The 17,907-nt window shown below is 44.9% G+C and carries 20 protein-coding genes; 17 read left to right on the top strand and 3 right to left on the bottom strand.

What is annotated here, in order from left to right; genetic code table 11:
* The 6 genes from FFM80_RS13795 to FFM80_RS13770 all read left to right on the top strand — a co-directional run.
* The coding region (locus FFM80_RS13795; RefSeq protein ID WP_137641331.1) for a family 20 glycosylhydrolase at positions 1-1,282 on the top strand (1,282 nt) is incomplete at its 5' end.
* A gap of 386 nt (positions 1,283-1,668) precedes the next feature.
* On the top strand, positions 1,669-1,977 hold the full coding sequence (locus FFM80_RS13790) for a hypothetical protein (protein ID WP_137641330.1): 309 nt from the start codon (positions 1,669-1,671) through the stop codon (positions 1,975-1,977).
* Between the two features lie 19 nt (positions 1,978-1,996).
* Positions 1,997-2,254 (top strand): hypothetical protein, encoded by a 258-nt coding sequence (locus tag FFM80_RS13785; RefSeq protein WP_137641329.1) that lies wholly within the window; start codon positions 1,997-1,999, stop codon positions 2,252-2,254.
* Positions 2,251-2,706: a GNAT family N-acetyltransferase gene (locus tag FFM80_RS13780; RefSeq protein WP_137641328.1), complete on the top strand. Its 456-nt coding sequence runs from the start codon at positions 2,251-2,253 to the stop codon at positions 2,704-2,706. The genes FFM80_RS13785 and FFM80_RS13780 overlap by 4 nt, the downstream gene beginning before the upstream one ends.
* Positions 2,707-2,720: 14 nt before the next feature.
* Entirely contained in the window at positions 2,721-3,194 is a 474-nt protein-coding gene (locus FFM80_RS13775) for a hypothetical protein (protein ID WP_137641327.1), read from the top strand.
* A complete protein-coding gene (locus FFM80_RS13770; protein ID WP_137641326.1) occupies positions 3,181-3,384 on the top strand; it encodes a hypothetical protein in 204 nt (67 codons plus the stop codon). The genes FFM80_RS13775 and FFM80_RS13770 overlap by 14 nt, the downstream gene beginning before the upstream one ends.
* Before the next feature lie 554 nt (positions 3,385-3,938).
* On the opposite strand, the gene lepB is transcribed toward FFM80_RS13770, so the two are convergent.
* Positions 3,939-4,556 carry a signal peptidase I gene (lepB, locus tag FFM80_RS13765; protein ID WP_137641325.1) on the bottom strand — a complete coding sequence of 206 codons (618 nt, stop codon included), beginning with the start codon at positions 4,554-4,556 and terminating at the stop codon, positions 3,939-3,941.
* Positions 4,557-4,791: 235 nt separating this feature from the next.
* Here lepB and FFM80_RS13760 point away from each other — a divergent pair, with 235 nt between their 5' ends.
* The 5 genes from FFM80_RS13760 (at position 4,792) to FFM80_RS13740 (ending at position 10,636) form a co-directional block, all read left to right on the top strand.
* On the top strand, positions 4,792-5,412 hold the full coding sequence (locus FFM80_RS13760) for a sugar O-acetyltransferase (RefSeq protein WP_137641324.1): 621 nt from the start codon (positions 4,792-4,794) through the stop codon (positions 5,410-5,412).
* 140 nt (positions 5,413-5,552) lie between these two features.
* Positions 5,553-6,254 (top strand): ABC transporter ATP-binding protein, encoded by a 702-nt coding sequence (locus FFM80_RS13755; RefSeq protein WP_137641323.1) that lies wholly within the window; start codon positions 5,553-5,555, stop codon positions 6,252-6,254.
* A gap of 9 nt (positions 6,255-6,263) precedes the next feature.
* Positions 6,264-8,840 (top strand): ABC transporter permease, encoded by a 2,577-nt coding sequence (locus FFM80_RS13750; protein WP_137641322.1) that lies wholly within the window; start codon positions 6,264-6,266, stop codon positions 8,838-8,840.
* Positions 8,841-8,911: 71 nt separating this feature from the next.
* The gene (locus tag FFM80_RS13745) at positions 8,912-10,165 is read left to right on the top strand and encodes an ArgE/DapE family deacylase (protein WP_379852558.1); all 1,254 of its coding nucleotides are present in this window, start codon (positions 8,912-8,914) and stop codon (positions 10,163-10,165) included.
* A gap of 15 nt (positions 10,166-10,180) precedes the next feature.
* Complete coding sequence (locus tag FFM80_RS13740) at positions 10,181-10,636, top strand: GtrA family protein (protein WP_137641320.1); 456 nt, start codon at positions 10,181-10,183, stop codon at positions 10,634-10,636.
* A gap of 594 nt (positions 10,637-11,230) precedes the next feature.
* On the opposite strand, the gene FFM80_RS13735 is transcribed toward FFM80_RS13740, so the two are convergent.
* The gene (locus FFM80_RS13735; RefSeq protein WP_137641319.1) at positions 11,231-11,665 is read right to left on the bottom strand and encodes a MerR family transcriptional regulator; all 435 of its coding nucleotides are present in this window, start codon (positions 11,663-11,665) and stop codon (positions 11,231-11,233) included.
* 155 nt (positions 11,666-11,820) lie between these two features.
* Here FFM80_RS13735 and FFM80_RS13730 point away from each other — a divergent pair, with 155 nt between their 5' ends.
* From FFM80_RS13730 to FFM80_RS13720, 3 genes are read left to right on the top strand one after another with little or no spacing between them, the layout of a single operon-like run.
* Entirely contained in the window at positions 11,821-12,225 is a 405-nt protein-coding gene (locus FFM80_RS13730) for a cupin domain-containing protein (protein ID WP_137641318.1), read from the top strand.
* A gap of 11 nt (positions 12,226-12,236) precedes the next feature.
* Entirely contained in the window at positions 12,237-12,563 is a 327-nt protein-coding gene (locus FFM80_RS13725) for a carboxymuconolactone decarboxylase family protein (RefSeq protein ID WP_137641317.1), read from the top strand.
* Between the two features lie 15 nt (positions 12,564-12,578).
* A complete protein-coding gene (locus FFM80_RS13720; protein WP_137641316.1) occupies positions 12,579-13,322 on the top strand; it encodes an SDR family oxidoreductase in 744 nt (247 codons plus the stop codon).
* 54 nt (positions 13,323-13,376) lie between these two features.
* Here the strand turns inward: FFM80_RS13720 and FFM80_RS13715 are convergent, their stop codons facing one another.
* Entirely contained in the window at positions 13,377-14,777 is a 1,401-nt protein-coding gene (locus tag FFM80_RS13715; protein WP_137641315.1) for an MDR family MFS transporter, read from the bottom strand.
* Positions 14,778-14,881: 104 nt separating this feature from the next.
* Here FFM80_RS13715 and FFM80_RS13710 point away from each other — a divergent pair, with 104 nt between their 5' ends.
* From FFM80_RS13710 to FFM80_RS13700, 3 genes are all read left to right on the top strand, one after another.
* Complete coding sequence (locus FFM80_RS13710; protein ID WP_137641314.1) at positions 14,882-15,484, top strand: TetR/AcrR family transcriptional regulator; 603 nt, start codon at positions 14,882-14,884, stop codon at positions 15,482-15,484.
* Positions 15,485-15,686: 202 nt separating this feature from the next.
* Positions 15,687-16,055 carry a hypothetical protein gene (locus FFM80_RS13705; RefSeq protein WP_137641313.1) on the top strand — a complete coding sequence of 123 codons (369 nt, stop codon included), beginning with the start codon at positions 15,687-15,689 and terminating at the stop codon, positions 16,053-16,055.
* Positions 16,052-17,881 carry a MucBP domain-containing protein gene (locus FFM80_RS13700; protein ID WP_137641312.1) on the top strand — a complete coding sequence of 610 codons (1,830 nt, stop codon included), beginning with the start codon at positions 16,052-16,054 and terminating at the stop codon, positions 17,879-17,881. Before FFM80_RS13705 ends, FFM80_RS13700 begins: the two co-directional genes overlap by 4 nt.
* Positions 17,882-17,907: the final 26 nt, after the last annotated feature.

The following is a 17,907-nucleotide window of genomic DNA, read 5'->3' as shown; positions in this document are numbered from 1 at the left end:
AGTTAAACGGGTAGCTGTCAATTACCCGATGATGTTGCCACTACGAGTAGGAGTGCCTAACGGGCATGTTGGACTACGGTGGCGTCAGACACGTGAGCGACAAGCCTCTGAATTTATTCAGGGGCAATTGACAGGACAATTAACGCCGAGAGTGGGGATTGTGATGAAAAAAAGTTTAAAATGGTGTTTATTTAGTTTGATCTTAATGACCAGCTTGTTGGCGGGATTTCCGTCAGTGCAGGCTGCGACGACGCCAAAAGTTAAAGGGTTAATTTTAGATAATGCCCGGCAATTTTATTCGGTGAACTCGATCAAACAACTAATTGATGAGGTGCAGGCTGGTGGTGGGAGCTTTGTTCAACTGCATTTGACGGATGACACGCGGTTTGGGGTTGAAAGTGCCAAGCTCGGTCAGACGGTCAAGAAGGCGCGCAAAGTTGGCACCACCTACTATAATCGTCAGACCAAGCTGGCCTTCTTAAGCAAAAAGCAGCTACGCTCATTGATTGTATACGGTCACCAACGTGGCATTGAAGTGATTCCCGAGATTGATACACCGGGACACAGCAAGGCTTTAGTGAAACTGATGAAGACGTCCAGTAAGGCTAACCGTAAATTAGCCAAAACCATCGTTTATAAAAATGCCGAATTAAAGATGGACCATGCTAAAACGAAACTGTTCGTTAAAAGTCTTTTGAGTGAATACGTTAAGTTGCAGTATCGGGGGCAACATATTGGCATTGGCGGCGATGAATACGGCGGGACCACTGCGGCAACCCAGCCAGCGATGGTCAGTTATACCAATTATCTAAACCGTTATTTGAACAAAAAGCATTTAAAAGCCACGATGTGGAATGATGGTTTTATGACCAAGGATTTACCTAGAATTGATCATAATATTTTAGTGACTTACTGGAGCTATGATGGTCAGACGAGCAATGCGGCGTTAGCGGCCAAGCATCGTCAGATTCGAGCAAGCATGCCAGCTTTAAACGCGGCGGGATTCCAAACAATCAATGCTAACTATTCGTATTTGTACATTATTACGAATGCCAAGATGTTCAAAGCTAGTAATGTGGCCTATTGGCAAAATGACTTATTGACGCACTGGAATTCAACCGTCTGGGATAATTGGAATCATACGGGTTTGACCACGAGTGCGAACAATCTCGGTTCGGCGATTTCCATCTGGGGTGATGGCCGGAAAAGTTATTCACAGGCCAGCATTTTACGGCGCACCCAACCGTTCTTCAACACGTACTTTAATCCTGAAATTCAGTAGGTTGCGTTGTGGACTAAAAATGCGATAATAAAATAGGTTGAAGATGATTGATGTTAGTTAGGGTTGTCGCCGGATTTCTAAAATGCTGGAATGCTATGGCTGAACATTTTAGAAATCAATCTCTCAGCTAAATAATTGATTAAAATAAGTAATTGGTTATTGGTAGATAGCTGTTAATTAACGCCGGGCGGGCCAGAATTGGCTCAGTGGTGTCGTTTGACTTAGTCGAGTGATTTACTCGAGTTAGTCAAAGCCCGGCTTATGAGACCGAACTTTGGCTCATAAACGCGGCCACCACGTTCCAGCCGATTCTGGACCAACCAGAGTGGCAAGTTCAACCTAACAAACATTGAGCATAAATTTAATACAATAGGAGTTTTTTTGAGATGCAAGTAAAAGTCGTAACAAGTGTCGTTGCCGGTCAAGAGACCGTTGCAACAAAAGCAGTGCAAGTGTTTATTGATGCGTTAAGTGAACAATTGGGTCAGGACTATACGTTCAGTTTAGATACCGATTATGGTGAAAGCTTAACCCAAGGTGATAGTGATGTTTATCTGGTCTATTTTGGGTCGCAAGCAAACTTAACCGCGGCGCAAAAAGCCAAAATGATTATCTTTTATTCAGATGAAGATGTGGATAACTTACAGATTGGCCGGTTTGTGGATATGTTGAAACAATTGAATTCAAAAAAATAGTTATTAACAGGGGGCAACTATGAACTTATTAACATTAGGACTGATTGCAATCGTGTTATTTGTTTTAGAAGAATTTGTCTTTTCGGCTAGTCGCTATTTCTGGATTGGTGGCATCGCACCTGTTTTGTGGACGATTTTTCTAGGTTATGAAGTGGTGATTAATGCCGCGAGCCTGAATGTGACTGATTATCTGTTGGCGATTATTGCGGTGATTGTGCCGTATGTCTGCTGGGGCAATGGCTTTCAGCGACGAGCAGCGAAACGGCGCGCGCAATGATTAAGCAAGTATCAGCGGCAGCGGTTCCCCGGGACTTGCTGTTGCTAGCTGACCCCGATTGGCAGCAAGTGCAAACTTATTTGCCGACCGCCACGATTTATGGTGCGGTGATTAGTGGACAAGTGGTGGGAATTGGCGTCTTATCTAAGACGAAACCAGGGACTAACGAAGTGATGAATCTCGCGGTTACGCCAAGTTATCAACATCAGGGAATCGCTAAAGCTTTATTGACGCAGTTGATTACTAGTTGTCAACAGGATCAAACGGTGCATAACTTAGAAGTTGGGACTGGAAACTCCTCAATTCGCCAATTACAGCTTTATCAACGGGCTGGTTTTGAGATTACCGCCGTTTGGGTCAACTGGTTTGTGGATAACTATCCAGAACCAATCTATGAAGCGGGGATTCAGTGCAAAAGTATGCTACGGCTACGATTAGCTGTGGATAAATGAAAGGGTGGCCGCGTGTGTGGCAAGCTAAAAATTTAATTACAAGTTGGTTTTACGGCGCCATTGCTGTCTTTATTATTATGTTCGGCAGTGCGCGGCAGGAAGTGAATCGGATTGTGTTGGAATTCAATCCGTTAGTCATTTATAGTATTATCTGTGCGTTAATTCTGTTGCCAATTATTCATTATCGGTGGGCACGGGCCTTTCAGATCTGGCACACGAAGCCTAAAGAAACACCCAGTGATCCGCGTCCAGATGATGATCAGATTATTCAAGACTCCGGTCGGCCGTGGTCCATTAATGTGAAACGGACCAAGCCTAAGCCAGTGCCAACCGTGTTAACACCGCAAGTTGAGCAGAAGAGTAACTTTATGGATGATGTGATTAACTTCTTTAAAAACATTTTCATCTCGTTAGTTTTTGTGCCCTTTAGTCCGTTAATTTGCGGTTACTTTTGGCTTAGAGATCGACGAGCGGGTGGTCAACATTAAACGACAACGGCAGGTTAGTGCGGTCTTGGTACCAATCGTCATGTTGGTCGCGGTACTCGTGATGGCCGGGTGTCGTGGCCATCAAGGCTGGCAATTTGTGAGTTTAGTGGTGGCGTTATTATTGGTCGATCAAGTTCGACCAGGACGCTACTTGAATCATTTAGTTGTCCACTGGTTAAAACATCAATAAAGTTATCCACTGTGGATAAAATGAATAACCGCTAGGCCAAATGAGGCTTAGCGGTTATTTATATAGTTTCGCTAGTTAAATTGGTCACTTGGTGGCTAAAAGTGCTAGTTAAAATTGCCGTCTGCCGGTTGGTTTCTAAAATGCTGGAACGCCATGGGCTATTTTGAAGCCAACGGGCGGGCTTCAAGGCTGACCTTGGCCTCAGTCCGAGCAGACCACTCGCACTAAGGCCAACGACACGGCTGAGCATTTTAGAAATCAACGGCTCGGCTAAATTTGAGGTCGACAATAGATCCTCGGTAATTCCTGTTAATTAACGCCGGGCGGGCCAGAATTGGCTCAGTGGTGTCGTTTATCTTAGTCGTGGTTTTGCGACTTAGATAAAGCCCGGCTTTCGAGACCGTACTGTGGCTCGAAAACGCGGCCACCACGTTCCAGCCAATTCTGGCCCAACCAGAGTGGCAATTTAAACCAACTAGCACCAAGCGTATTTTAAGGAAAAAAGTACACCTCAAAACGTATCGTAATGAGGTGTACTTGATGTTTTTTCCAACTTAAGGTTCGAAGCTATTAATATATTGATGACGGTTTTGCCAAGGCCAAGCTTTGACGACCCCAATCATCTTCGACTTTGGTACAAAGCCCCAGTAGCGGCCATCATTGGAGACACTCCGGTGATCACCGAGAACAAAGTAGTAGCCCTGTGGCACTTTGTTATTAACCGGTTTGACTTTCCAACCTTGGTCATGGGCCAAGCTAGTTAAGGTCCAGCCGGTCACTTTGCTATGGCTATTTGCCATATACGACCCAGTCGTCTGTTGAGCGGCGTTCTTCAAATAGCTTTGTTTAACTTGTTTGCCGTTAACATAAAGTTTGCCAGCATTGGTGTATTTCACGGTATCCCCAGGCATCCCAATGACCCGCTTGACGTAAACGGATTTGGGATCGGTCTGGTCGGGGTCTACGTGATAGGCGTTGAAGACGACGACGGAACCAGCTTTCGGCTTGCTGGCTTTAAAGGCCATGACCCGTTCGTTGTTTTCCAAGTTAGGTTGCATCGAGGTCCCATCAACGCGGACCATCGTGAACCAGAATTGCTTGATCAGCATGGCTAAGCCTAAGCCGATGATGATCGGTAAGATCCAGCTCATAATATTTTTAAATGTTTTCACTTTCATGACTCCCTTTAATCTGTGTGTATAAGTCTTATTATAACCGAAGCCACCACAAAAGCGGTGCTAAATCGCATAAAAGTTCGGGGTTTAAATGGATACTTAATCATTAACCAGTATGCTAACTGGAACGGTCCAATTTTTAAATTAAGCTTAAATTGGCTTGAAATCGCTAACACAGTATGGTTAACTGTATCAGTGAATATTTTTACCTTAACGGAGGAACCAATTAGATATGAAAACTGAAAAGGAGCGCATGTTAGCGGGCGAGCTCTACATTGCCGATGATCGGCAGCTTGCCAAAGAAATGCGCCACGGTCGGCGTTTAACGCGGATCTTTAACCAAACAACCGAAGTGGATGGCGATTTTCGCGCCGAAGTGTTGAACCAATTGTTTAAACAGGTTGGTCCAAATCATTATATTGAACCCCCATTCCATACAGACTATGGGACAAACACCACGATTGGCAAGAATTTTTATGCTAATTATGATGCTATTTTTGTGGATTGTGCTGAGATTACGATCGGTGATAATGTCTTTATGGGGCCACGCGTTGGCCTGTATACAGCGGGCCACCCGATTGACGCGCTAGTTCGGCGTGATCAATTAGAATATGCCAAGCCAATTACGATTGGTAACGATGTCTGGCTGGGAGGTAACGTGGTCGTCAATCCCGGTGTGACCATTGGCAATAATGTCGTGATTGGTTCAGGTTCAATTGTGACGAAAGATATTCCTGATAATGTGGTCGCTGTGGGGAATCCCTGCCATGTCTTACGGCCGATTACCGAGGAAGATCAAATTATTTGGCAACGACAAAAAGCGGCGTATTTTGCCGATCAAAACGACGCTTAAGCGGTTCTAATTAAAGCGGTGCGGTGATGACTTGTTTTTTAACAAGTTCGTCACCGTTTTTTATTGTCTAAATGAACCGGTTTCATAACGCCGGTTTAACTGATACACTAAGGGAGAATGCTTTTTGGGAGGGGTTAAGGATGGCTTATATTGAAGTGATTAACGAAACACGAACCTTTAAGAATGGTAGTCAAGAAACGGTGGCCAACCGGGCGTTGTCTTTTGAGGTCGCACAAGGGTCAGTTGTGACGATTTTAGGACCTAGTGGTGCGGGTAAGTCAACGTTGCTCAACATTTTAGGTGGGATGGATAGTCCGACTAGTGGGCAAGTCTTGGTCGATGGGGTTGATATCGCCCAGTTCTCGCCGAAACAACTGACGACTTATCGCCGGCAAGCGGTCGGCTTTGTGTTCCAGTTCTATAACCTGGTACCGAATCTAACGGCGCGAGAAAATGTCGAGTTGGCGTCACAAATTACGAAAGATGCCCGGGACGTTGATGAGACGTTGGCCTTGGTGGGGTTAACTGAACGGGCCAAGAACTTTCCGGCCCAGTTATCCGGTGGCGAACAGCAACGCGTTGCGATTGCGCGTGCCGTGGCTAAAAATCCGAAGTTGCTATTATGTGATGAACCAACGGGTGCACTTGACTACAAGACAGGCAAGCAAGTGCTGCAAGTCATTCAAGACGCTGCCAAGCAGACCCAAACAACGGTCATCATCGTGACTCATAATAGTGCGATTGCGAAGATGGGTGATCAAGTGATTCGGATTAATGATGCCCAGGTGCAGTCGGTGACGCATAATGATCAGCCGACACCACTAGCTGAGATTGAGTGGTAGGTGCGACTAATGACAAAAGCTTACTTTAAAGCAATTATGCGTGAAATCTGGCGGTCAAAGGCCCGCTTCTTTTCTATTTTATTGATTATTTTCCTAGGGGTTGCTTTTTACACTGGGATTCGGGCGACCGGGCCCGATATGTTGCAGGCGGCTGATGATTATTTTATTAAGCAGCGGTTAGCGACGAATAGTGTGCAGTCGACGATGGGGTTAACTAAGGCAGATACGAAAGTATTAAAGCAGCATGCTGACCGACTCACTTTCCAAAGCGTGACCTATTTAGATGTGAATCAGCTTAATAATAATCGGGTGGTTCGGGTAGCTGAATTACCGCAACACCAGAAGCTGAACCGACTGCGGGTCGTTAGTGGCCGATTACCGCGGCGCGCTAACGAAATCGTGCTGGATTCGCAAGCTAAAGCGTTACAACCGCATTTAAAACTCGGGTCGACATATCGGATTGTTAGTACCAAAGCACTGAATCGGCAGTTTAAGCGACGGACATTTAAAATTGTTGGTTTCGTGAATTCACCACGCTATGTTGAACATGTGAGTCGCGGCGTCACGAATGTCGGTAAAGGGACGCTGGATTATCTAGCCTACGTACGGCCACAGACGTTGAAATTAAACGTGGCGACGCGGATTGATGTCCAGTTTAAGAATCTCGCTAAAGTCCGACCGTATACCGCGACGTATAAACGCTTGAATCGCGCGAATACGGCTGATCTAAAACGCTGGTTGGCGCCGCAAGCCGCTAAACGACAACGGTCCTTGCAAGCAACTGCTCGAAAAAAACTAGCACCGTTAGCCCAACAAGTCGCGACGCTGAAGCAACAAGTGCCAGCGACCACGCCGGTATTAGTAAAAGCAACTGCCCAGCTAAAGGCGGCGCAAGCACAAGTGAATGCGATTAAGCGCCCCACTTATCTCTATAGCACGCGCGCTGATAACCCGGGTTATACTGAATATCATGAAAATACGCAGCGGGTGGTCGCCTTATCAACGGTATTTCCACTATTCTTTATTGCGATTGCGGCACTGATCTGCCTGACAACGATGACACGGATGGTCGAAGAATTACGGCTACAAATGGGGACGTTAAAAGGTTTAGGTTATTCGAATACGGCGGTTGGCAGTGAATTCATGATTTATGGCGGCTTAGCGGCGTTGATTGGGACGGGGCTAGGCGTGTTATTTGGCGTGAACTTCTTTCCGCAATTCATTGCGCAAGCATACGGCAGTATGTACAACTTGCCGGCAATTAATGTGCAGTATCTCTGGGTCGATATTGTCGTCGCGTTAGCTATTGCCTTAGTCTGCACGTTAGGGACGGCACTAGTGGTTTTAAGAGTTGATTTACGCAGCTTACCAGCGCAACTCTTGCAACCCAAAGCGCCAAAAGCTGGCCAGACATTATGGTTAGAACGGTGGACTGGTTTCTGGCGGCGATTGAGTTTTAACCATAAGATTACGCTCCGTAACCTCTTTCGGTATAAACAACGTCTACTGATGACGGTGTTGGGTATTGCGGGTTGTATGGCGATGATGATTGCCGGTTTTGGCTTGAAAGATTCTATTGGGGACATTAGTAGTAAGCAATTTAATGAACTTTGGCATTATGATGCGATCGTGACGCGCAGTGGGGCGCCAACAGCCGCTGAGAAACGAACTTTAAAACGACCGCGTTTATATCAAGCGAGTTTGACGTTGAAGTCCGCTCAAGTCACGGTTAATCAGGCTGGAGTGGCGCAACAGACCGCGACGTTGAGTGTGCCTGAACGGCCAAGTCGGTTGGCAACTTTCGTAACCTTGCGGAATCGTGAGAGTGGTCAGGCCTATCACTTGCGTCAGCACGGCGCGATCATTGATGAAAAGCTAGCGAAACTCTATCAAGTGAAAGTCGGGGACCATTTACCAATCAAGTTGGCTGGCCAAGCTGCTAAGTCGATTAAGATCGCCGCTATTGCGGAAAACTACGTCAATCACTTTGTGTACTTGAGCCCAAGCTACTATCGGCAGGTCTTTGGCAAAGCACCGGTTTATAATAGTAATCTCGTGCAGTTCACGCATACGAATGAACGCCAAGAAAATGCTTATGCCAATACCCTATTGAAGCAAGCCGGTATCTTGAATGTGACACTGATGAGTACGGAAAAGAATACTAATTTTAAGACGTTTGACAGCATGAACCTCGTCGTCTTGATCTTCGTGATCTCAGCGGGGGCGTTGGCCTTAGTCGTCTTATATAATCTGACCAATATCAACGTTTCGGAACGGATTCGCGAATTGTCAACGATTAAAGTGCTCGGTTTTTACGATGGCGAAGTGACAATGTATATTTTCCGGGAGAACTTTATTCTGACGGGTTTAGGTGTTATTTTAGGTTGTTTCCTAGGTAATTGGCTGCATACGTATATTTTGCAAACGGCTGAGACTAATGCGCTGATGTTCTCACCCGGAATCCATCCGCTGAGTTATGTTTATTCAGCACTATTAACCGTAGCGTTCAGCCTGATCGTGATGGTGATGATGCATCGTAAGCTTAAACACGTTAACATGTTGGATGCCTTAAAATCAGTTGATTGACGGATTGTATTTCCAGTGAAAAAGTGCTGTAATTGAGTTAATTAGTCAATGGCAGTTAACCACTGGCAATAATGACGAGGTGGAGCAGCATGGATGAAACAGTCCAAGCATTAAGTGAACTTGTAAAAATGAACACGGTCAACGACCATGAAGCGGTCGTTGCTGATTATTTGGCAGCCTTATTAAAACAACATGGTATCGAGTCTAAGTTGATTGAGTATGCCCCTGGACGCACGAGTCTGGTGGCTGAGATTGGGGATGGCAATGGTCCAGTCGTTGGGTTCGATGGGCACGCCGATACGGTAACGTTTGGCGATGCCGCTAAATGGGCCGTTGATCCGTTAGCTGGTGTGGTAAAAGATAACCGATTATTCGGCTGCGGTGCGACCGATATGAAGTCCGGTTTACTGGCTGGCTTGTTCGCATTGATTAACTTAAAAGAACAAAACGTGCCGTTACATGGGACTTTGCGTTATATGGCCACGGTCGGCGAAGAAGACGGTCATCTGGGCGCTGAACAGTTAGTCGACTTAGGCTACGCCGATGATATTGATGCGTTGATCGTTGGTGAACCGAGTGGCGCGGATAAGCGATTGTTGACGCAACCTTCGATTCAAGCGATGTTGGGCGCTGACGATGCGACTGCCCGTAAGATGATGGCGGCTAATCCAACGACTGAACAACATTTTATTGAGTTAGCCCATAAAGGGTCGCTGACCTTTACGGTACGGTCGAAAGGTGTTGCGGCGCATAGTTCGATGCCGACTATTGGGAAGAATGCGATTGATGCCTTGATGACGTACTATCAGCAACAAACCGCGTATTTCGATAGCTTTAAAGCAGTTAAGAACCCGGTACTTGGGGCCACGGTGCCGGTGGTTACTTTGATTAAAGGTGGCGAACAGATCAACACGGTCCCAGCTAATGCGGAAATGTCCGTTAAGATTCGAACGATTCCAGAATTGCGGAACGACAAGATCATCGCCGCATTGGAAAAAATCATCGCTGACTGCAATGCTCAAGGTGCCGAATTAACACTCACGGTACAAGATAGTTTCTATCCGGTTCATACACCAGCATCGGCGCACTTGGTTCAAGTCGCCAAACAAATTGGTGAACAGGTCTTAACCCAAGCGTTGCCATACTTTGGCGCGCCGGGTGGGACCGATGCATCGTCCTACATTGTTAAGAATCCTGATATGGAAATCATTGTCTTTGGACCCGGGAACATCACGGCTCATCAAGTCAATGAATACGTGGATTTGGACATGTATCAACGGTTTATTAAGTTGTATGAACAGTTATTTACGAAACTATTGAAATAGGGGCAGATTGAGCAGATGGAGAAGCATGAATTAGATCCAATTCCCAAAAATGAAGTCGAACTAGAAGCCGAGCTTGAAGCGGTTGAGAAAAAAGCCAATAATGAATTACAGTTATACGCCTTGTGGGGCGTGATTACGGTTGTGTTCAACGTCGCGTTATTTTATTTGTTGTATCATACTTTTGGCGTCGAATATCAAGTCGCCAACTTGATTGATTGGTTCTTTAGCGTTTTATTCTCGTTTATCGTCAATAAAATGTTTGTCTTTCAGCATAAGACAGTTAGCTTAGTCAAAGAAGTCACGACCTTTTATGGGACGCGCGTGGCGACTTACGTCATTGAAGCGATCATTTTATGGTTGGGGATTTCGTTGATGGGAGTTAACGGGACCATGACCAAGGTGATTGGTCACGGGATTGCGTTAGTGGCTAATTACTTCTTGTCGAAATGGTTAGTCTTTAAAAAGAATTAGTGGTTAATGCCACTTTAGTCGTTAGTTTTACTAGCAATAAAATAAAAAGTATCAGTATTTAGTTGGGTTTAATACCAACTTGATATTGATACTTTTTTTCTCGGCATGCCTGGGCTAGTTGGCTTAAATTGCCACTCTGGTTGGCCCGGCATCGGCTGGAACGTGGTGGCCGCGTTTGCGAGCCGTAGTGCGGTCTCGCAAGCCGGGATTTATCTAAGTCGAAGCCCATGACTAAGATAAACGACACCACTGAGCCAATGCTGGGTTGCCCGCCGTTATTTTGATCATTGTTTTCATTAGTAAGCAAATAAAACAAGCATCAGTATTTAGTTGGGTTAGCCAACTTGGTACTGATACTTGTTTTTTGATTGGGGTCATCATGATTCAAAGATCGTTTCAGGTTGGCCATTTTAATATAGGAGTGTTAATTAGCGCAGGGCGGGCTGGATGACACTCAGTGGTGTCGTTTGACTTAGAACGAGTGATTTTCTCACTCTTAGTCAAAGCCCGGCTTGTGAGACCGTCTCTTGGCTCACAAACGCGGCCACCACGTTCCAGTGTCAGGCCAGACCAACCGTAGCGGCAATTAAAAACCTATTCGTGATGCTCCAAACGTTGTAAATAAGCGCGAAAGCTTTCCTGATCAGCGGTTAAGCCGGCTTCTTTTGCTTCGTACCAATTAATCTTGTCGTTCAAGATCTGAAGATGGTGTTGAACTTCGTTGAATTGGACTAAAAAGTCAGCTTTAACTTGTTGCAAAAGCGCTAACCGTTGCGGAATCGTCGCATCGCCTTGAGCTCGCCACTGCACGTATTGTTTGAGTTCGCTGATGCTCATTCCTGTGCCTTTAAGGTGTAATAAGAATTTGACCCAGTCGATATCAGCTTCCTCATAGTAGCGGCGGCCGTTCGCGAGGCGATGGGGTTCAATTAAGCCCTCAGTTTCGTAATAGCGCAGTGTTGGGGCGGTTAACCCCACGGCTTTGGCGAAGGCGCCAATGGTATAGTGGGTTGCAGTTACTGTTGACATGTTTACGATCCCTTCTTCAAGTTACTTTAATAATGATGATAGCACGAAAATTGATTATAACAAGTTTAAACTTAATGGTTGACTTAAAGTGTACTTGAAGTTATATGATGAATCCATCGTTAAATGAGTCAAGCAAATGAGGAGGTCATTTTAATATGACAAATGAAAATAAAAGCGGCATTTTTGGATTAGGCGACAAGAACGTGGCGTACCAACAATACTTTATCGGCCAAAGTTACTTACAAGGGTTATCAGAGCCCAGTGATGAGATTGATGTTAGTGTCGCTAATGTGACGTTTGAACCGGGCTGCCGGAATAACTGGCATATCCATCATGATGGATTTCAAATCTTGTTAGTCACGGGCGGCGAAGGCTGGTACCAAGAAGCGGGCAAACCAGCGCGCTTATTACATGCGGGCGACAGTGTCACGATTCATGAAGGCGTTAAGCACTGGCATGGCGCGACTAATGACAGTTGGTTCGCACACGTGGCGATTACCAAAGGGACTAGCGAATGGCTAGAACCGGTTGACGATGCAGCTTACGCTAAATTAGGTTAGGAGATTAAAAAATGGCTAAAAAACAAACGGCTGGGCGTGATAACTTAGGTGAGTTTGCCCCTAAGTTTGCAGCCTTAAATGATGATGTTTTATTCGGTGAAGTTTGGTCACGCGAAGATAAATTAAGCTTGCATGATCGTAGTATGATCACGATTGCTAGCTTGATGACTAGTGGCAGCTTTCCCCAATTAAAGGCTCATTTACAAATGGGAAAACAAAATGGTTTAACGAAGGCAGAAGTTGTCGAAGAAATTACCCACTTGGCTTTTTATGCTGGCTGGGCTAAAGCCTGGTCCGCGATGGGCTTGGCTAAAGAAGTCTTTGGCGACGAACAATAATAGGAGATTTTTAAAATGACTGTTAAAAATAAAGTTATCGTGATTACGGGGGCCTCATCTGGGATTGGTGAAGCGTCAGCGAAATTATTAGCAAAGCATGGCGCCAAAGTGGTGTTAGGGGCGCGGCGTGAAGCCCGCTTAGCTAAAATTGTGACCGACATCGAAGCGGCGGGTGGTACGGCGGCGTATCAAGTGACAGATGTGACGAAGCAGGCCGATGTCACGGCGTTAGTTAGGTTAGCCCAAACGAAATTCGGTGGCTTAGATGTGATCTTCAATAATGCCGGGATTATGCCATCGTCACCGATTAGTGCGCTGCATACCGACGAATGGGACGCTATGGTGGATATTAACTTAAAAGGTGTTCTACATGGGGTCGCGGCCGTGATGCCAATCTTCACTGCACAAAAGCATGGTCAAATCATTACCACTTCTTCAGTTGCGGGGATTAAGAGTTTTGCTGGCGCCGGGGTTTATGGTGCGACCAAGTTTGCAGTTCGGAACTTAATGGAAGTGATTCGGATGGAAAGCGCCCAAGAAGGAACCAATATTCGGACGGCCAGCTTATATCCAGCGGCCATCAACACGGAATTGTTGCATACGATTACCGATACGGAGACGAAGCAAGGGATGGATGCCTTCTACAAGCAAGTCGGGATTAGTCCCAGTGCGGTTGCGAACGTGGTTAACTTTGCGGTCGATCAGCCAGAAGACGTCAATGTTAATGAATTTACGATTTATCCAACGAAACAAGCTTAATAGTGGTACAACAAAATCGTCCCAGAAACTGAATTAGTTTCTAGGACGATTTTTTTAGTGACTGGCTTGATGACTCAAGAACCAAGCTGGAATGGCGGCAATCACGGTGACGACTACCGTTAACATAAAGGCCCCTTGATAGGCACTGTTAAGGTGAGTGAGTGTCATAGTGGTATTGTTGAGCTGACTTTGAATGGCCGTCGCAAGTAGTGCGGTTCCAAAGGCGCCACCGATATTTTGCAACATCCGTGAGGCCGTCGTGGCTTCCGACACCAGGTTAGCGGGTACCCCAGTATACGCATCCGACATAATTGGAATCGTTAACCCGCCCTGGGCAATCCCACGAATGAAGAGGACGATTAAAATTAACCAAGTGGGCGTGCTGGCGTTAAAGTAGGCAAATGGTAACGTTCCGACTAGCGCAATCGCAATCGCAGCTAACACGACCCAGCGTGCGCCGATGCGGTCGGTTAATTTCCCGATTTGACTCCGAGTGATCAGCAAGCCAAGTCCTTGGGCAATCAAGTAGATTCCGGACCAGATGACACTTAAACCGCGGATATTTTGTAAGAAAAGCGGTAGTAGAAACATTGCACCGTTAACAATTAGGCCTGATAAAACGAGTAGGATACTTGAGGCGGAGAAGCTTTGATAGGTGAACAGTTTCAGACTAACGAGCGCATGATTGGGGCGCAATAACGCATATACGCAATAGCCAGCTAGTAAAGCCACGCCGATGAGCAAAGGAACGTAAACGTTTGTGGCCGTTAAGGTGCCGCTAGTGCTAAGCTTAGTAATTCCTAAAATTAATGCGGTGAAGGCCCCACCAATTAGGCCCACACTAGGAATGTCTAATGGTTTCTTGGACGGTGCGGGTGTGAAGCGTGGCATTAACCAGATTAATAGGCCTAAAGAAAGTAAGCCAAGCGGAATATTGATGTAGAAAATCCAGTGCCAGTCGAGTACCTTGATAATAAAACCGCCGATAGTTGGGCCAAGAATCGGCGCTAAGACGGCCGGTAAGCTGACGATGGCCATTAAGCTACCCAAGTTATGACCACCGGCTGCTTTGACGATTAAAGTGGTGACTAACGGGACGATCATGCCCGCGGCCGCGCCTTGGATAATGCGGCCCATAATTAACAAATTGATACTAGTGGCTAGGCCGGAGACAATCGATCCGAGCACAAAGGCAACAAGGCCACTAATATAAAGCGCTTTGCCACTAAAATGCTCCGCGGCCCAGCCGGTGATGGGCACCACGATGCCAAGTGCTAAAATGTAACTAGTCGTCACCCATTGAACATGGTCGACGGTACTGTTCAAATCGTGCATAATAGTATTGATGGCGACATTAGTCATAGTCGTATCGAGCATTGGTGCTAGGGCGCCGATGACGAGGATGAGCGCGATTTTGATGAAGCTGCTTTGGTTAGCTTCGGTGGTAGTTTGCATTTGGAATACCTCACATTTTATTTAAATAAGATACTACGGTATCTTATTGATGAACCATACAATACACGCATTAAGTTAAAATTGCAAGAAACGAGGGATTTATTTTGGCAACAACGGATAAAGGTCAGACACGCCGACGCGGCCAAGCCTTAGAAGACGCGGTTTTGAAAGCTGCTTGGGATTTAGTTAATACAGTCGGTTATGAGAAATTAACGATGGCGGGGGTCGCTGCCAAGGCACAGGCAACCAAGCCAGTGCTTTATCGGCGTTGGCCAGATAAAGCCAGCTTAGTGACGAGTGCCTTTTTAAAATTTGGGCCTAAAATCAAGCGTGACTTACCAGTCCCCGATACCGGGTCTTTACGCGCGGACTTGTTAGGGTTGTTTGGTCAATTGGTGGTCACGTTTAATGCGTTGGGCGCAGAGAAGTTGCAAGGCTTAGTTGCGGATCGGTTGAAGCAGATTCCAGTGGATAAGTTGTTTGCGCTGGCAAATGGTCATTCGATGTTGGAACCTAAAATCACACAAATCTTGCAGCAAGCGGAGCAGCGTGGTGAGTTGACCGTTGCTGATCAGACGGCTCGCACGTTGAACTTACCGGTGGTGTTACTGATTAATGAAGTCTTGGGTCATGGAACGCTGACGACCGCTAGTTTGACGGCGATGGTGGATGAGATTTTGGTGCCGGTGTTTATGGGGCAGAAGTAGAAGATTATGGGCATATAAAAATGACGTGAGTAGCCTTAAATAACTGAGTTTTTTTACTTATCAGATTGTTATCCGAAGTTGGTAAGTTTGATGTTATAATTAAGTTTATTGAATGAGTATATAGGGGTGCCAAGAATGGTGCTCTATTTTTTAAATGAATTTGAAAGCGCATACATCATGCTGAATATGGAGGAGTATTGATATGTTAATTCGGAGATTGTGGTTAGTCGTTACAGCAATATTGCTTTGTAGTCTCACAACAATTTCAGGACAAGCTAATGTGGAGAAAAATCTAGTTGTTAGTAATTCAAATGCAATAACATTGAGTCAGCCGTTAAGCCAACGATTGAGGGCTAACCAGAATTTGATGCCCAATCTGGTTGCTAATGTAGTTGTGAATGATGCTGATTCAACTTCTGATGATAGTAAGATTGGTGACGAAGGTGTTTTCGGAACTTGTCATTGGATACAATATAATAATGGCTTGGTGACTTTTGATGGGGGCGAAAGGGGGAGCCAGATACAAGGAGCTTTCCTGATAGATCTAAAATTAGAACTGTTAAATTTTTGAGTAAAGTAAAAGCAAATCCAGATTCAACTAGGCTTTTTGCAATGACTGGGTTAGAAACAATCGAAAATTTAAGTTATTTGGATACTTCTGAAGTCACCAATATGAGCTTTATGTTTGCTGGTTGTGGAAATTTAAGGAATGTTAAATTTAGTGATTTGAATACTTCTAACGTAACTGATATGAGTTATATGTTTGCCGGTATGACAGATCCGGATAATAAAAATGAGATTAACCTTGATTTAAGTAATTGGAATACCTCTAAGGTTAGGGATATGTCGAATATGTTTTTTAATTATGCTGGAGGAAATAGCATTAGATCTATTAATTTTGGACATATAGATACTTCAAATGTGACTAATATGACAGCCATGTTTGTGTATAATGATTCTATAGAAAATTTAGATTTAAGTGGATTTGATACATCTAATGTGACCGACATGAATTCTATGTTTTTGGGGGATTCGGGGCTGAAGAGTGTAGCATTAGCCAATTTTGATACGAGTAAAGTAACTTCAATGATTAGTATGTTTGGGTATTGCAGTAGTTTAGTAACTGTTGATGTATCAAAATTTGATACGTCGTCGGTTGCAGCTTTTCAGGATATGTTCATATCTTGTGCTTCATTGGAGAACGTTGATGTCAGTGGCTTTCAAACATCAACGCAATCAGAGTTTAGTGGGATGTTTAAAAACTGTGCGTCGTTACAAAAACTGGATTTAAGTCAGTTTGTTATGACTAATTTTTATAGCAGTATGCTTGAAGGATGTCGTTCGTTGAGTAGCATTAAAACTGGTTCATTAACTAGATTTGACGTTGGTGTGCCGAATATTGATACTACTTCAGGTCGGTACACTGGGCGCTGGATTGGTGAGAACACAGGAAATACGTATGCGTCAAGCGATGCCTTTATGACTGACTACGATGGGTCCAAACCAGATACTTACATCTGGGAAGGGTACCCTGGTAAAGACGTCACTGTGAAGTATGAAAATCAACTGGGGAATGAAATTCATGCTTCACAAACGATTACTGGTTATGCTGAGGATGGCTATGATGCGATTACTGAAAATTATAAGTTAAGCATTGATGGTTATGATTTAGATACGGATAATTTGCCAGCCAATGCTAAAGGCCAATTTAATTTAAATATCCCTCAAACAGTAATCTATAAATATAATCGTACCGCAGCAAAACCAGTTACAGTCAATTACCAAGATAGTTCGAATCATGCTATTCATGATCCAAAAATCATTACGGGTTATATTAATGACGATTATGATGTCAGCACGGCTGACTACCAGTTAAAAATTCCCGGTTACGATTTAGATAGAGATCAGCTACCAGATAATCTGACTGGCAAGCTGTCCGATACCGCTAAGACCATTACCTATAGTTATAAGCGTGCCGAATCTGCGGGCGTTACGGTAAGCTATCAGGACCTCGACGGCAAGACATTGCATGCAGATCAACATCTCACCGGTAAGATTGGCGACTCATTTGATGTTACGACTGCGGATTATCAGTTAGCGATTGAGGGCTACCGGTTAGATAAAGAAAAGTTACCAACTAATATGACCGGTGAGTTAACCGATAAAGAACAAACGGTCATTTACCAGTATCAAAAGTTACCAGCTACTGCTCAGCCAGTGACAGTTAAGTATGTCGATTTGGCACAAAAACAGTTACATGCTGACCAACAGATTACTGGTAAGGTCGGTGACCACTATGATGCTAGTACCAGTCAGTATCAGTTAGCGATTGATGGTTATGAATTGGATACTAGAGCCTGTTTTAAAACTAAATATTTTACCGGGTTATATGCATGATCATTCGTATCATGATAAATGCGGTG

Origin of the sequence: Lactiplantibacillus dongliensis (assembly GCF_005405105.1) — a bacterium.
Lineage (GTDB): Bacteria > Bacillota > Bacilli > Lactobacillales > Lactobacillaceae > Lactiplantibacillus > Lactiplantibacillus dongliensis.
This window is presented reverse-complemented; position numbering and strand designations above follow the sequence as displayed.

What these genes read in the sequence shown, in the direction of transcription:
- FFM80_RS13715 (WP_137641315.1), bottom strand. Translation starts at nt 14,777, where the DNA reads ATGCAAACTACCACCGAAGCTAACCAAAGCAGCTTCATCAAAATCGCG.
- FFM80_RS13745 (WP_379852558.1), top strand. Translation starts at nt 8,912, where the DNA reads ATGACGAGGTGGAGCAGCATGGATGAAACAGTCCAAGCATTAAGTGAA.
- FFM80_RS13750 (WP_137641322.1), top strand. Translation starts at nt 6,264, where the DNA reads ATGACAAAAGCTTACTTTAAAGCAATTATGCGTGAAATCTGGCGGTCA.
- FFM80_RS13785 (WP_137641329.1), top strand. Translation starts at nt 1,997, where the DNA reads ATGAACTTATTAACATTAGGACTGATTGCAATCGTGTTATTTGTTTTA.
- FFM80_RS13705 (WP_137641313.1), top strand. Translation starts at nt 15,687, where the DNA reads ATGTTAATTCGGAGATTGTGGTTAGTCGTTACAGCAATATTGCTTTGT.
- FFM80_RS13740 (WP_137641320.1), top strand. Translation starts at nt 10,181, where the DNA reads ATGGAGAAGCATGAATTAGATCCAATTCCCAAAAATGAAGTCGAACTA.
- FFM80_RS13760 (WP_137641324.1), top strand. Translation starts at nt 4,792, where the DNA reads ATGAAAACTGAAAAGGAGCGCATGTTAGCGGGCGAGCTCTACATTGCC.
- FFM80_RS13780 (WP_137641328.1), top strand. Translation starts at nt 2,251, where the DNA reads ATGATTAAGCAAGTATCAGCGGCAGCGGTTCCCCGGGACTTGCTGTTG.
- FFM80_RS13790 (WP_137641330.1), top strand. Translation starts at nt 1,669, where the DNA reads ATGCAAGTAAAAGTCGTAACAAGTGTCGTTGCCGGTCAAGAGACCGTT.
- FFM80_RS13720 (WP_137641316.1), top strand. Translation starts at nt 12,579, where the DNA reads ATGACTGTTAAAAATAAAGTTATCGTGATTACGGGGGCCTCATCTGGG.
- FFM80_RS13735 (WP_137641319.1), bottom strand. Translation starts at nt 11,665, where the DNA reads ATGTCAACAGTAACTGCAACCCACTATACCATTGGCGCCTTCGCCAAA.
- FFM80_RS13730 (WP_137641318.1), top strand. Translation starts at nt 11,821, where the DNA reads ATGACAAATGAAAATAAAAGCGGCATTTTTGGATTAGGCGACAAGAAC.
- FFM80_RS13725 (WP_137641317.1), top strand. Translation starts at nt 12,237, where the DNA reads ATGGCTAAAAAACAAACGGCTGGGCGTGATAACTTAGGTGAGTTTGCC.
- FFM80_RS13755 (WP_137641323.1), top strand. Translation starts at nt 5,553, where the DNA reads ATGGCTTATATTGAAGTGATTAACGAAACACGAACCTTTAAGAATGGT.